Here is a 13423-nt window from a genome sequence, read left to right as displayed (position 1 = left end):
CAAATTAATTAATTAATTCAAATTTCACAAGATTCCTATCCAGGGCTATGACCTTAGGCTCGCCTCGTTTGCCCGTTACAAAATATTTTGATGCAAGAGATTCATCAAACTTTGAAATGAAGGCTTCCCTAATTCTGGAACATTTTTCATTGATGGAATTCTTGGTTGGGTCCGTCATATCAGCAATGCTTTTTGCCATATCTCCAATGTCTTCTCTATTACTGATAGTCAAATAGATACGCTCAAGCTCATCTCTATATTGGGAAAGCTCCTTAAACCTTATTCCGTCGGGATGCTTAAGAAAAAGAATAAAAAGCGCCTTGGGCAGCGGTGAAAGTTCTATCTCCATATTATTGTAGTCAGGCAAAAAGATTCTGTAATCCTTGGTAATCACCATACTGCTCAGTTTTTGGTCTGAATGAAAAAGCTCTCTGAATGACCAACTGGCTCACGCCAAGCACTCTTAATCGGTTTATACGCTCTTGTATCTCCCTTGTAATTTTATCTGCCTCACCTCTGGAGAAACCGTAATCTGCGGTTTCATTCTCCGGAACATCATGTTCTTCTTCACATGAAGCAATAGCAGTCTCATCTTCATAATGTTCATAATCAATTCCTTTAAAATACTCATAATAATCACAGAACATGTGATCATAACCTTCATACTTGAACTCATAATAAGAGAAAACATACTTGCCATCCTCCTCACCTTTGTACTTTATGAAGCCATGCTTAATCTCTGCAGAACCTGGCAGGACGCAAGAAAGAATCTTATCATAAATAATTTGGCTGATTTCATCCGGCGTTGCATTCGGGCTAAGATTGGGCAGATAATATCTGACAGCCTCTCTGGCATTGAAGTTTTTGTAAGTCTCCGGAAAAAATGTTAGCCGATAGTCAGCATTGTCTGCTTCACAATCTCCAAGATTCTGAACCCAAAAGCCGAAGTTAACTGCTAAAAAAATGATTTATCTCCTCATAATACTTTGATTCTATGTATATTATTTCATTCTTATCCGGCTTAAAAGGAAGGTCTTTGCTAAAATACACATCTTCAAAACTATAGGGGGGTCTGGAAATCTGTGTTTAAACTTTACAAATCTGTCAAAGCTATAGGGGGGGGCCAAAAAGTTTTCTAAAAAAATGGAAGTTTGGGTCTGCGTTGATCTGTATTTATAACTTTACACCCTGCTCTATATCTGTCAAAGTAATCATCTGACTTCTTGCGGCCAAAAAGTTTTCTAAAAAAATTCTTCATTTAAGTTTAAGTTTGGGTCTGCGTTGAATTTGCTGTTTAGGTAAGCAAATTTACATAAAACTACCCTTATTTTTTCAAGAAGATGTTCGCATCATAGCATGAAATATCTGAGATTTCCCCTCTTTGTAAGAGACAGTAAGACTTCCGATTACAAGCATGGAGGAGTCGCCCCTGAAGACCAGGAGTTTTTCAGGATGAGTATGCGCCTCTTTTAGGATGCCAGGATTATCCTTGATGTATTTCCCTATCGGGAATGAGAAAAGGATTTTGTCCCCTGTTGCCGGGCTAACTTTTATTGAATCTTTATCGCAGCTTACACGTATATCCTGCTGAACCATAACATTATAGTCGCCAAGATCTACATTGGCTCCGTCAGAGGAGAAATATAGTTCTGCATTTTTCTGCGTGTAGTCAGAATCATCATAGTCGTAATCAAAGTTGAATTTTCCGTATTTGCTCTCCACAATTTCATGGCCCATGGCCCCGCTCAAATAGTCATAAATATCTTTTGCCTCTGCATACTCTTTGATAAGTTTTTGATTAGTGGAGATTTTTGCAACATCTATATTTGCCGTAATCTTATGAGTAACAGGGTCTAACAGATGAAGCTGCGACAGCTTCTGCTCAAATCTTTTTGTCTGTGAACAGATTCCTATGCTGCTTGCGGAGACTCCGGGAATGTATGTAAAAACGGCAACCGCACAGAAAGCAATCAACAGCATTGCACGGAATTTTTTGGTTTTTTCAGTTGCAAGCATCAGGACAAACAGAGTCATCAGCACACCCACAATAATCAGATACACACGCTCTTGCGTTAATCCGTATTGAGCAATTCTGTGGCATGCGCCTATCCAATAAAGAACCAGCGGCGGAATTGCAATCCATGTAAAATTCTTGTAAAACCAATCATAGTAGCGCTTTGGAAGGACGTACTGCAGCACAAATCCAATCAAAGTCACCGCCACAAATGCGCTCACCATATATGCAATATCTCCCTTAGGCAGGCTCCATTTGCAAACTATCGTGATAAAATAAATGAACAGTATAAGCGTGTAAATGAGAATGGTAGGAGACATTACAAAATCTACAATGATATGAGATATTTGGTGATTTTTAGTACCGCTCTCCTCCTCTTTGCTCATAAAGTTGCAGAACAATAGAGGTGCAACAATAAAACAAATAAAATACCCACAGGCGTAAGAGATATGCTCGGAAATAGAATTACTGATTTCAAAAATATAGTTAACAGATAAGACTATTAGCACCACCGCTAATATTGAGATAGCACAAATCAAAATTGTAAATAAGCCATGAATAGTCAGATTTACAGCACGGTGTGCAAACTGCTCATTAGTTCTAACATGGCCGCCAAAGTCCAAATACAGCAACATGAAAGAGAGAATTATTGTGACCGCAAAATACTTTGAATCTGAATTGATGAAGTTATCCAGATTAATAAAAAGCAAAGGGATGAAAAAGAAATATGATGCTATATAAAGGTATTTCCAAACAGGTGTTTGTGCTCCGGTTTGCACTCTGACTTGTGCACCTGTCTGCGCTACGTTTTGTGTTCCGGTTTGCACTCTGACTTGTGCACCTGTCTGCGCTACGTTTTGTGTTCCGGTTTGTCTTCCGGTTTGCACTCCAGTTTGTTGCCTGGAAATCAGAATTTTATGCAAAGTGTAAATAATAACGAACAGCTGAAAAGCAAATGCTGCTACATTATAAACATGTGAACAATACGCTTTGCCTGCAGCTGAAATGTTATTGTCATGTGGTCCTCCAAGAATAACAGCAACAAACATCAGCACAAACATAGTTGCGCCAAATGCAAACTCCACAGGAAACTGTTTAATAGTCTTAACAGTCTCTTGCCAAACAGATTTAAGCTTATTCATAACCTTATGATATTTTTACCCTAACGGTTATGCCTAATATCAAATTGCAAGCCAAAGATTGTATGCAGAGTTGAAGTTATGTCTTGCCCTGCGGCCATGAGGTTTTAGGCACAATTGCCGCGCTGAACGCAGCCCAGGCAATAAGCCGTTAAAAAACCGTAGGCGCAAGCAAGAGCATAACAAGACTTTGCATAAGATAAGTGTTGCAGTGCGCCGAGGTTGCATGTGCCGCCTTGCGTCACATGCAGAGCATTCCGCCACAAAGCGGCGTAATGCCTTGTGGTTAACGCGGCTACCGCCGCGGAAAGGCACGCTCCCTACGGTCGCGGACTCGCGGCACTGCCGCTTGTCTTGGGCACATCCGGTCGCGGGTATGCGGCCTTGGAGAGGTACAAGCGTAACTGTCTGATCTGGGATAGTCTGGGGCAACATTGAAAATCAGATAGTTACAAAATATCGCTGATTTAAAATCGTGATCTTTCGTAACATATTGATATACAGTATCCCCTATGGGGTACACAATCCAATCTGAGATAATCTGAGATAATCTGAGATAATCTGAGGGAATCTGAGGTAATCTGAGATAATCTGAGATAATCCTAGAAGAAAACGCCGTTAGTGTAGCCCAGCCAGCGGAGCATGGTGTCTCCCCAAACCATAATCATAACCCAGGAGACTACCATCATGGTCATTCCAAATTTGAAGGTGTCACCCCAGCTGTAATGGTTTGTGGTATAAAGCAATGCGGCTGGTTTGGAGTTGAACGGCAATACATATACGTGCTCTATAAGCAGCGCTACGGGGAAGGCAAGGCTCATTATAGGATAGTGGAACCTCTCTGCAACACCAATAGCTATCGGGATAAAAATAAGAGCCCTCATTGTCTTTGACTCAAACAGCAAGGCGCTGAACAGCATTATTCCTGTCATTATCATGTAGATAGCCCAGAAAGGAGTTTGAGCGGAAATTCCCATTGCGTTAAATGAGGCATCCACCATTGTGACAGGAAGGCCTGTAGCATCCAGTCCTGCGCCCAAAGTATATGCGCCGGCGGAGAAAAGCATCAGGTGCCAAGGGATGTCAACTTCATTCCATTTTACAATTCCAATTCCAGGCATCAGAGCAATTACAGCACCAATGAAGGCAACTGCAGTTTCATTTATATGTGTCTGTTTATCAGTAGCCCACAGCAAAACCACAAGCAGGAATATCGCGATAGCTTTATACTCTTGGAAAGACATCTTTCCCATTGAGTCCAGCTCATTTTTCAAATAAGCCATGCCGCCTGGAATTTTTGGCTTTCTGTCTTCCGGCTTAACGGGGAATATAATCTTTGTACCTATCAGCAGTCCAAGGATTAACAAGATTATCGCCAATGGGAAACCAGCAATAAACCAATCCTGATAACTGAACATGTCCATACCCATTGCGCCTGCAATCAAAGAGGCGGCCAAAAGGTTTGCACCAGAGCCGGTAAGAAATCCGGAGGCGCTGACATTATTCTGGAACAGATTCTGCAGCACCATGTTACGTCCAAAGTTTGTTCTCTTGTCCCCGCCGGTATCTCCGTAAATTGCACAAATTACCATAAAAACGGGAAGAAGAATAGCAGCCTTAGCCGTTGTAGCTGAGATAATTGCAGATAGTATAAGGTTTAGTACAAGAAAGCAGACAACCAGCATTGTAGTGCTCTTTCCAAATTTTACAACCAGCCACAGTGCAAGCCGCTTAGCCACCCGCGTTTTTACCAACATGCTGGCCAGCACAAACGACAAGATATTCAGCCACATAACAGGGTGACCCAATTGAGCGTACGCAACTTTATCCGTTGTAACATGAGTAAGCACAATGCCCAAAATCAAAAGCAAAGATGTAAGATAATTAGGGATAGGCTCTGTAACCCAAAGGATTATGGCTGCGGCAAAAATTGCAAGCATTGCATAATTTGCCCGGACAAACTTGGCAGCCCCCAGCACATCATACCTTGCAAGCGACGCATCTTTAAGACCAGCAAAATTCAGATGGTCCAAAAAAGGGATCTGCGCAAACCAATAGATATAAATAAATGCTATTGCAGCCAAAGGTCCTCCAACAATAGCCATCCATTTTTCAAAACCGGATTTCTGCATCTTGGGCAGTTTCTCAATCTTGTAATTGTTCATGTCCAGGACATTGAATGCATTATTATGCTCCGCGACAGATGCATTGTATTATTTTGTCCGGCTGCAATTGCCTGTGCCTGTGTATTCTCCGCCATAATATACTTTGTTGAAGTAACTAGAATAAGTAAATATTTATATCAGTTTTAAACTCTATTTTCTAATTAAAATATGCAAAAGGAATTTTCCAAATATGAGAATTGGCATCAGACCCAACCCAATAACATTTGTCCTTATAGTCAACAGATAATGCCTCGCCTTTTGTGATAAAAGCTACAGAATATGTTTTTAAAAGATTAAGGTTAGCATCGCAATGATAGATACTTTGCTTTTGGCTATCCATAATCCAGATTGTTCCATTTTTTTGGTCATAGCATAAATCAGAAAGATAACCCGCAAAAGTGACTGTGACTTCCTTTGTAATTTTCTTAGAGGCAAGGTTATACACAAATATTTCTGTAGGTGACGCCTGATTTGCTATGTATAAATTTCCGCCGCCGCAGGTCAGACCTTCAAGGCCTTTGTTCGCGACAGCATTTGGTACCGTTATGGTTACGACTTTCTCCAGCAGCCCGCTGTTAAGATGCCATACGGTCATCGTTCCCTCATCTGCAAGATAAATATCGCCTGTAGAAGGATTCACTGTAACTGCCTCAAAATCATTAGTTCCCTCATACACTTTAGAATTTGTGGTACCGTCTAAATTCAGCTTATATAATATTCCGCCGTCACAGACCGCATAAAGCAAAGAGCTGTCGGGAGTCATACAAAGTCCTGACAATCCGCTCAATCCAGTTGTTGAAAGTTCTGTATATGTAGCTGAATCAGTTCCATTTCCTGAACCGCCGCCCTGGTCCGGGCCGTGTTTTGTACACCCTTCCGCAACAAAAACAACAGCAGCGCACAAGATTGCAGCAGCGAAAAATTTATTAAAAAAAGAAAAAGTCTTCAATTTACTAACCTCATTAATAATAAAATACGTCGGTCATCCGTATGAAGGACAACCGACGCAAAATAATTACTTCCAATTTTTATAAGGATTCTTCATCAACATAGAGTTGTAATATTTTACATCTCCTGTAACCTCCTGGCCAAGCCAAGCCGGTTTGTCAAATTTTTCATCCTCAGAACCAAGTTCTATCTCAGCGACAGTTAGACCATCGTTATCTCCGTAGAACTCATCAACTTCCCAGGTGCGGCCATTGCCGGCAGGAACCAGATAACGAGTCTTGTCAATAACTCCGGGCTCGCAGATTTTCAGCAAATCTTTAACCTCTGCGGTAGGAATTTCTTTCTCCCACTCAAAGCGGTCTGCGCCTGAAGCGTTGCCAATACCTTTAATAGTGATATATCCTTTCTCTCCTTTAACTCTCACTCTTACAGTTCTTTCAGGAACTGAGCTAAGATAACCTTGAGTGATGCGTGTTGCTTTTGTAACCTCTTTTTTGAAGTCACCTGCAACCAAAAATTTACGTTCTATTTCTTGTGCCATTTCTTAAAATCTTTAAATAAAATAGACAGCCGCAGGTTTTATAAGCCTGCAGCAATCTAATTATTACTCATTTGCAAGAGGTTTATCTGACATTCCAATTACGCGCTTGATAGCCTGAAGATAATTAATGTTCTCCACACCCTCTAGTCCGCAATCTTTTATTGTCTTCTTAAGGTCCTCAACCTCAGTAGATTCAGAATTAATAGTAACAACCTTAGCTCCGTTAATTAGGACGTTGCCGTACTCGCAGATAGTGTCATTTACCATGTAGCCAAAGCGCTGCTTGTGAACGCGAACTGCCGCAAGGTCCGGATTAGCTTTAACCATCGCGATGAATTCTTCATAAGTATAAGTCTCTTTAGTAAGTTTTGGCATCTCTACCATGAAGGCTGGAAATACCTCTTTCTCAAGAACTTCTTTGCTTATAGGGAATTCCCCTTTCATTAGAGGATTCCACTGCTCAAAACCGTCAACAGATTTAACATAAGTTTTTATGTCCATTTTTCCGTTGCGGATTTTTGTGTTGTTAATATCATTTTTTCTGGAGATGATATAAATCTCATCGCTGCTTCTCTCCCAAACCTTCTCAGGTACAGGGACTGACAAGCGTGCCATTCTTTCTGCCGCTTTGCAGAAGCATTGTCCAAAGGAGCGGAATTCAAAACGAGGTTTTGAAATCTCTCCAATTTTCATCTCTTCTTTTGCCATATCTTTTTTTTATTTTTTTTAAATCAGACATCAGCAATCAGTGATTAACTCACTGAATGCTAACGTCTAATCAATTTGCTGTTAGTTTAATTTATGAGTGAACTTATTAGCGCTTGGTGTTGTGCCGTTTGTTTTGCCTAATGTAGCTTCTGTTACGGAATAAAAATCTCCGGTACCATCTGGAATACGCGCAGCAACTGTAAATACATATTCAACAGCCCCATCCCAAGTATCTGAGATAGCAGGAGTTGTGTTAGCAGAGTTAACAAAACTGTCAACGGTCTTGCCGTCCTTGTCTTGTAAAATTACAAGCAATGATTTCTTTCCGGAAAGTCCCGTAGTAGATGTTCCAAGATACATGGCGCCGGCAGCAGCTGCATCAGCAGAAAGGTCAGTGCCCTTGCATCCCATTATAGCATAACTCTTTGCACCAAGCTTTGTTCCTTCTGCAACCTGAATTGTAGCAGCAGTTCCATCTACAAAGTAAGCATCAGATGCATTCTTTGCAAACTTTATTCCGCTGATTACTACAGCCTTATCACTTGTATTATAGATTTCTATATACTTGCCGTCTGAGTTAACTTCATTAATCTTTATATCTGACAATGAACCTAAACCCTCGCCTACAGTATAGCTTTGCTCAGCTGATGTAAAACTCTTATCGTTATTGCTGACTGCTGTAATTGTGTATTTTACAACGGCTTTATCTGCCTGTTTTGGAATTACTGCAGTATATGTCGTACCACTTAAAGTCATATCTACTGACTGAGCAGCACCGCCATTTACTGTATAGTTTAATGTAGCAGATTTAATTCCGCTTAAATCATAAAGAACAGCGGAAATTGTAACTGCATCATCTTGAGTAGCGGTTGTAGGAGTACTTGCAATGGCAGATACTGAAGGTACGCCAACAAACATTTTGTCTTTTACGCATGAAGACATCACCAATGACAATGTAAGAACTGTCATGATTACTGTTAAAAATTTCTTCATAATATATTTCATTTATTTTATTATTCTTTGTAAATTTCTAATATTCAATGTATTCTGTCGTGATTATTAGAAGTCAATTTCAAAACGCATAGCAAGCATGTTGTAATCTACTCCGCCCTTGCCCTTCTTATCTACAATCTTTGTATAGTCGCTGGTAGCTTTTCCGTTTGCGTCATAACCTGTCTTAAGTTTGCCCTTGCCATTTGCATAACGGTCATTATCATTGTACTGATAGTTAACCTGGATTTTTACATTATTGGTAATATAATAAGTCAAACCAAGAGTGTAAGCCTGAGCAGAACCTCCATAGATTGTCTGGGAGTTCAAGTCACAATACTCATATCTTCCAACTACCTCTAAATCACCCCAGCTGCGGCCCCTTTGAGGTTGGGTAAATTCACCTTCTGCAGAGTTATATCTCTGATGACCTCCAAACAAAAGATATCCTACATAAGCATACCATCCCTTGAACTTGTAAGTTGGTCCGTCATTTTTGATATAAGTGTTATTGCCAATGTACTCGCTCTGGAATCTTAAACCTTTGTAGAAACCTGCTAGCTCAAAGCCATATAAGAAGTCATGGTCAACGTTTGGAATAACGTCTGTATCAAGATATTTCTTACGGTTGATAGAAGTAGAGTTTCTTGTGCTGAATCTGTCTCCGTTATAATCGCTCTCTGCAACGTCAGATTTTGGAGTTCTGTAAGAAGCGGCTGCACCAACGTGCAAACCGTAATTTGTCTGATCATAGAAAGGCATTACAACCATCTTGCCTGTAAAGCTGTGACCTGAGCTGCGGCCATAATCCTTGTTATTATCCTCAACATTTGTTCTAATCTCCAAGTCCTTAACCTCCTGGAAATGAACGCCTGCCTCAGCCAATAACCATTTATAGCTGTAAGCTGCCTGGAATCCAAGGTGACGAGAAGGTGCAAATGTCTGGACAATCATAGGACGCTCAATGAACGGAAGATATCTGGAAGTTGTAGTCTCTTCCATTGAGAATCCCTCCTTAAAGTTACCCGCTTTAAATTCAAAGTTTTTAAGTCCATAATATGCGACAACAGCATCCTTAAGTTCAAAAACTCCGTCTGCAAAGTCTAAGTCAACCTCTCCATAAAAGTCTTTTAATTTGGCCTTTACGGCAAATCTTGCCCTGCGGATAGAGACCCCGTCTCCAATCTTGTCAAAGTTCTTGTCATTGCCAAAGAAGGTAGCACCATCAACTTGGACTCTATTATCAAACCAGAATTTATAACTCTGGTCAGGAGCCTCAAAAACAAGTACTCCGTCTCTGTCCTCAGCGGAAAGTTGAAGTCTGTTAACTGCAACTCCATACTGATTGTAGCGGACGTCGTTTATTTGCCTGGCGGCTGCGCCGGTTTTAATGCACATCTTGTGCTTGCAACTGTCTTTCTCCTGAGCACTTAAGCTAAAAGAAAACAGCAACGCTGTGATCAACAAAAATAAAGTTTTGCTTTTCATAAAGTTAAATATTAAAATTAAAATAAATTATTGCAACTTGTGTAATAGTCTCAATTCCAAGTAATAAATTCAAAATTTATATGTGGGTATCTTGGTTGCCGTCTTGTAAAAAGTCGCCGTATCAGATGCGGGTCTTGGTTGCCACGGCACAAAACTAAAAAAAATTTCTGCAGCTGATTCGCCGCAGAAATTTTTCCTTGTAACATTTTGATTAAAATTTTGTTACCTTTGTGTGCCCGTCTGTTTTTTAGCTATTTTTCGCTGCTTAAGATTCTCAAATATAATATCCCCTGTTACTCAATTCAGATGCCTGCAAAATGGAAAATGCCTTTTCCTTAGCGGATAATCCCAACATCCCATCTGATGATAAATTTTACCTCCAAAACCGCTTTTAAAAACATAAAGTCCGTGCATCGGATGGGACGGTTCAGTATTTGGCGCAATTCCAAACATATCATACTCATTGCAGCCATATTCTTTTGCAATATTAATAGCCTTCCATTGCAATGCGTAGGTAGGCATATAATTACGCATAGATGAGGACGATGCGCCATAAAGATATGTGGCTCTGTTATTAGAAATAATTAAGAACATTGCCGCCAAAGGAATATTATCTACGCAAGCAATTAAAAGCTTTACCTGAACAGCTTGCTTATCATCTTCCATCTTTGCGGCAAACACAGATTGGAAATAAGATATGTCATTAATATTTAAGCCATTCCTCTTTGCAGTCTCTTTATACAACTCATACCACACATGCAAATCTTTTGAAGAACCTATTTTTACCTCTACTCCTTTTCTTCCGGACAGTCCGATATTGTATCTGGTTTTAGGTTTCATCTTTGCTAATATAGAGCTTTATTATCAGATAAATCCAAGATAATTGTATTGGACGGAAGGATATCGCTGTTTGCCTTCACAAGGTTGTGATTCTGCGTGCTGTAATTCACCTGAAATTCCTGATAAGTTTTTTCCGGAGCTCCAAGCCACTCTCCATTCTGATTATAATCAGACTCTTTGCACCAATGTGAGCGCCAGTTTAAGTCATATCTTATGGCCACGCAATCCCTTGGCAGATATGAGCGTATGGATTCCGATAGTTCCTCTAAAAACGCACCCTGTCTCTCTTCCGAAGGTTCTATTTCCGGACCATAAGGGACATAAGCAACACAGTCATTATCATTATAGTACTGCAAAAAAAGCAAGAAATCAGCCTGGGTATAAGAGTACCCGCCAACATTTAAATATAAATCTCTATTGCGCGCTTTATAATCAAATGCAAAAGATTTAAGTCCCTGCCGTTTTTTTACACGTGACCAAAAAGATGTTTGCTGGATAATTGGAGTGTCGTAAACATCAATAATTGATTTGTTTTCTATACTTAATTCCATAAAAACTCACTAAAAAAAAGACCCGCCATTGTTTTGTACAAAGGTAGGCCTTATATCAAAGCGAGTCAAGCCCGTTTCAAAAAAGAGAAGCTATTGTTTTAAAATTTCAAACTCTTTACCCAAGACTCTAAAACTGAAACTTTTGCGTTAGGCTCAAATCTTTTTGCAGGACGCCATGATGTCTCTTTTGAACAAGAAGGATGCAGGTATTTATCTGTATTGCCCGGAGCGCTTGAACCTGATGTGCAGAATGGAACAACAATTTTTCCGGAGAAGTCATAGCTCTCCAAAAATGTGTTAATTATAGTTGGCGCCTGATACCACCAAATTGGGAACCCTACAAACACCACATCATACTCTTTCATATTCTCGCACTTCCCTTTTATAGCGGGCCTGGAGGCTTTATTATTCATCTCGATAGTGCTTCTGCTGGTTTTATCTTGCCAATTTAAATCTGCCTCTGTATAAGGTTGTTCCGGAGTTATTTCATACAAATCTCCGTTTACTGTTTTTGCCAATGTCTTTGCTAGCTGGCGAGTGTTTCCGGTGCATGAAAAATATGCAACCAATACTTTTTTGTTATTCATAACATTTGTTGTTTTAGTCTGGCACGTTGCTGCCGCAGAAATTGTCAGCAGACAAAGAGCCATTAAAATTTTCCTCATATCAATTATTATTTAATTCTTTCTATTGCAAATGTATAAGTTTTAAGACTATCGTGAGTTATATAAATTACTGATTGTTGTATACAAATTACTGATGTTCATAATTTGATAATTTTATGTTGTGAAAAAATGGGACAATTTTAGTTTATATTTAGTATATTCGCATTACCTAACTGATAACTAACCATAAACAAACATAAAAACATGAAAACACAGCAAAAAAATGTTCTCTGGATTGTGTTAACTGCAATCCTAGCCTATGTTATTGGAGCTTTCCTAGGATTTCCTTTTTCCCAGGGAGGATTAACCTCTGGAGATTTAGGCGGCATCAGACGCGCAAACAAACAACAGGAACTTGTTAACTCACCGGCTGATTTAAAACTTGCAGAAAAGTATCAGTCAGATTCCAATTACCGCAACACTCTTACTGCCGGGTATGGCATTTTATATGTCCAGACAAAGGCAACACTTGCAACAATAGAATCTTTGAAAAAGGAGACAGGTTCCGTAAAAGAACTTGCTTCATACTCTGTTACAATGAATGAGATAACTGAGGTTGGCAATCAGCTTGCAACTACGTTAGAGGGTGGTTTACAAGGGCTTAAAGCTGTAAGCGAGAAAAAACCTGCAGATAATTTAACATTTAAGCTGAGCCAGTCTCTTAACCTGTTCCAGCTTATGAACAGCCGTCTTGCGGACTTGGAAGAGTTCTCAGAGAAGACACAGCAACTGGGCGCACAGAAAAAAATTAATGATGATGTTCTTAAAACATATTCAGAATTTCTTGTAGAGTCCTCTGACATTGCCTCATCATGCGGAGATAATGCAAGAGCTAAAAGGACTTTGGGATTTTTTGGAAAAGCAGCCGGCATGTCCGGAATTTCTATGGCTGCAACTAAAAATGCCGCCCTAAATTATGCAGCAGTAGCAGGAAGTGTCAACCTGAGAAGCAATTGCGGCCAGAGAGCTGCAGGTGTCATAAAAGATATCTTTTTAAACTTACAGACTAACTCAGCTATGGTTGGGCAAGGTGCTACTAACTCAGCTATGGTTGGCAAAAACGCTACTAACTCCGCTATGGCTGGCAAAAATGCTGCTAACTCAGCTATGGTTGGCAAAAATGCTGCTAACTCATCTACGATTGGCATGATTACCGTGGAGCCAATCCTAATGTCCAGGGATGCTGGCAGCATGTCATTGAAAATGTCTCAGATGGGAGGCGTTGGAAGAATTGAAAAATTTAAACCGCTTGTTTCACTTACCTCAGAAATGACCGGCGCTATAATGAACGTAGCTACAAATGCAGGCAAAGGCATGGGCAGACAAGAAAGATACAAACCTCTAAATCCGTAAATATCAATTATTCTCAAAGGA

General features: G+C 40.0%; 13 protein-coding genes. 1 reads left to right on the top strand and 12 read right to left on the bottom strand.

The window, feature by feature from the left end:
* Nucleotides 1–4: 4 nt before the first annotated feature.
* The 12 genes from LKM37_05005 to LKM37_04950 form a co-directional block, all read right to left on the bottom strand.
* Nucleotides 5–397 carry a hypothetical protein gene (locus tag LKM37_05005; protein MCI1720359.1) on the bottom strand — a complete coding sequence of 131 codons (393 nt, stop codon included), beginning with the start codon at nucleotides 395–397 and terminating at the stop codon, nucleotides 5–7.
* Nucleotides 360–647 carry a hypothetical protein gene (locus LKM37_05000; GenBank protein ID MCI1720358.1) on the bottom strand — a complete coding sequence of 96 codons (288 nt, stop codon included), beginning with the start codon at nucleotides 645–647 and terminating at the stop codon, nucleotides 360–362. The genes LKM37_05005 and LKM37_05000 overlap by 38 nt, the downstream gene beginning before the upstream one ends.
* A gap of 685 nt (nucleotides 648–1332) precedes the next feature.
* The gene (locus tag LKM37_04995) at nucleotides 1333–3156 is read right to left on the bottom strand and encodes a DUF4153 domain-containing protein (protein ID MCI1720357.1); all 1824 of its coding nucleotides are present in this window, start codon (nucleotides 3154–3156) and stop codon (nucleotides 1333–1335) included.
* 599 nt (nucleotides 3157–3755) lie between these two features.
* A complete protein-coding gene (locus tag LKM37_04990; protein MCI1720356.1) occupies nucleotides 3756–5318 on the bottom strand; it encodes a DASS family sodium-coupled anion symporter in 1563 nt (520 codons plus the stop codon).
* A 157-nt stretch (nucleotides 5319–5475) separates the two neighbouring features.
* The gene (locus LKM37_04985; GenBank protein MCI1720355.1) at nucleotides 5476–6267 is read right to left on the bottom strand and encodes an SdiA-regulated domain-containing protein; all 792 of its coding nucleotides are present in this window, start codon (nucleotides 6265–6267) and stop codon (nucleotides 5476–5478) included.
* Between the two features lie 66 nt (nucleotides 6268–6333).
* Nucleotides 6334–6807: a CYTH domain-containing protein gene (locus tag LKM37_04980; GenBank protein ID MCI1720354.1), complete on the bottom strand. Its 474-nt coding sequence runs from the start codon at nucleotides 6805–6807 to the stop codon at nucleotides 6334–6336.
* Nucleotides 6808–6870: 63 nt separating this feature from the next.
* Complete coding sequence (locus LKM37_04975) at nucleotides 6871–7515, bottom strand: hypothetical protein (protein ID MCI1720353.1); 645 nt, start codon at nucleotides 7513–7515, stop codon at nucleotides 6871–6873.
* A gap of 81 nt (nucleotides 7516–7596) precedes the next feature.
* On the bottom strand, nucleotides 7597–8508 hold the full coding sequence (locus LKM37_04970; GenBank protein MCI1720352.1) for a lamin tail domain-containing protein: 912 nt from the start codon (nucleotides 8506–8508) through the stop codon (nucleotides 7597–7599).
* A gap of 66 nt (nucleotides 8509–8574) precedes the next feature.
* Nucleotides 8575–9993: an OprO/OprP family phosphate-selective porin gene (locus LKM37_04965; protein ID MCI1720351.1), complete on the bottom strand. Its 1419-nt coding sequence runs from the start codon at nucleotides 9991–9993 to the stop codon at nucleotides 8575–8577.
* 297 nt (nucleotides 9994–10290) lie between these two features.
* Nucleotides 10291–10833 carry a peptidoglycan bridge formation glycyltransferase FemA/FemB family protein gene (locus LKM37_04960; protein MCI1720350.1) on the bottom strand — a complete coding sequence of 181 codons (543 nt, stop codon included), beginning with the start codon at nucleotides 10831–10833 and terminating at the stop codon, nucleotides 10291–10293.
* Between the two features lie 5 nt (nucleotides 10834–10838).
* Nucleotides 10839–11384, bottom strand: coding sequence for a hypothetical protein (locus tag LKM37_04955; GenBank protein ID MCI1720349.1), 546 nt, complete (start codon nucleotides 11382–11384; stop codon nucleotides 10839–10841).
* 98 nt (nucleotides 11385–11482) lie between these two features.
* Entirely contained in the window at nucleotides 11483–12049 is a 567-nt protein-coding gene (locus LKM37_04950) for a flavodoxin (GenBank protein MCI1720348.1), read from the bottom strand.
* Between the two features lie 204 nt (nucleotides 12050–12253).
* Here LKM37_04950 and LKM37_04945 point away from each other — a divergent pair, with 204 nt between their 5' ends.
* On the top strand, nucleotides 12254–13402 hold the full coding sequence (locus LKM37_04945) for a hypothetical protein (protein MCI1720347.1): 1149 nt from the start codon (nucleotides 12254–12256) through the stop codon (nucleotides 13400–13402).
* The last annotated feature ends 21 nt before the right edge of the window (nucleotides 13403–13423 follow it).

Source organism: Bacteroidales bacterium (assembly GCA_022647615.1).
In the GTDB taxonomy this organism is placed as follows: Bacteria; Bacteroidota; Bacteroidia; order Bacteroidales; family UBA932; genus Egerieousia.
The sequence above is the reverse complement of the archived record's forward strand: the minus strand, read 5'-3'. Positions and strand labels throughout refer to the sequence as shown.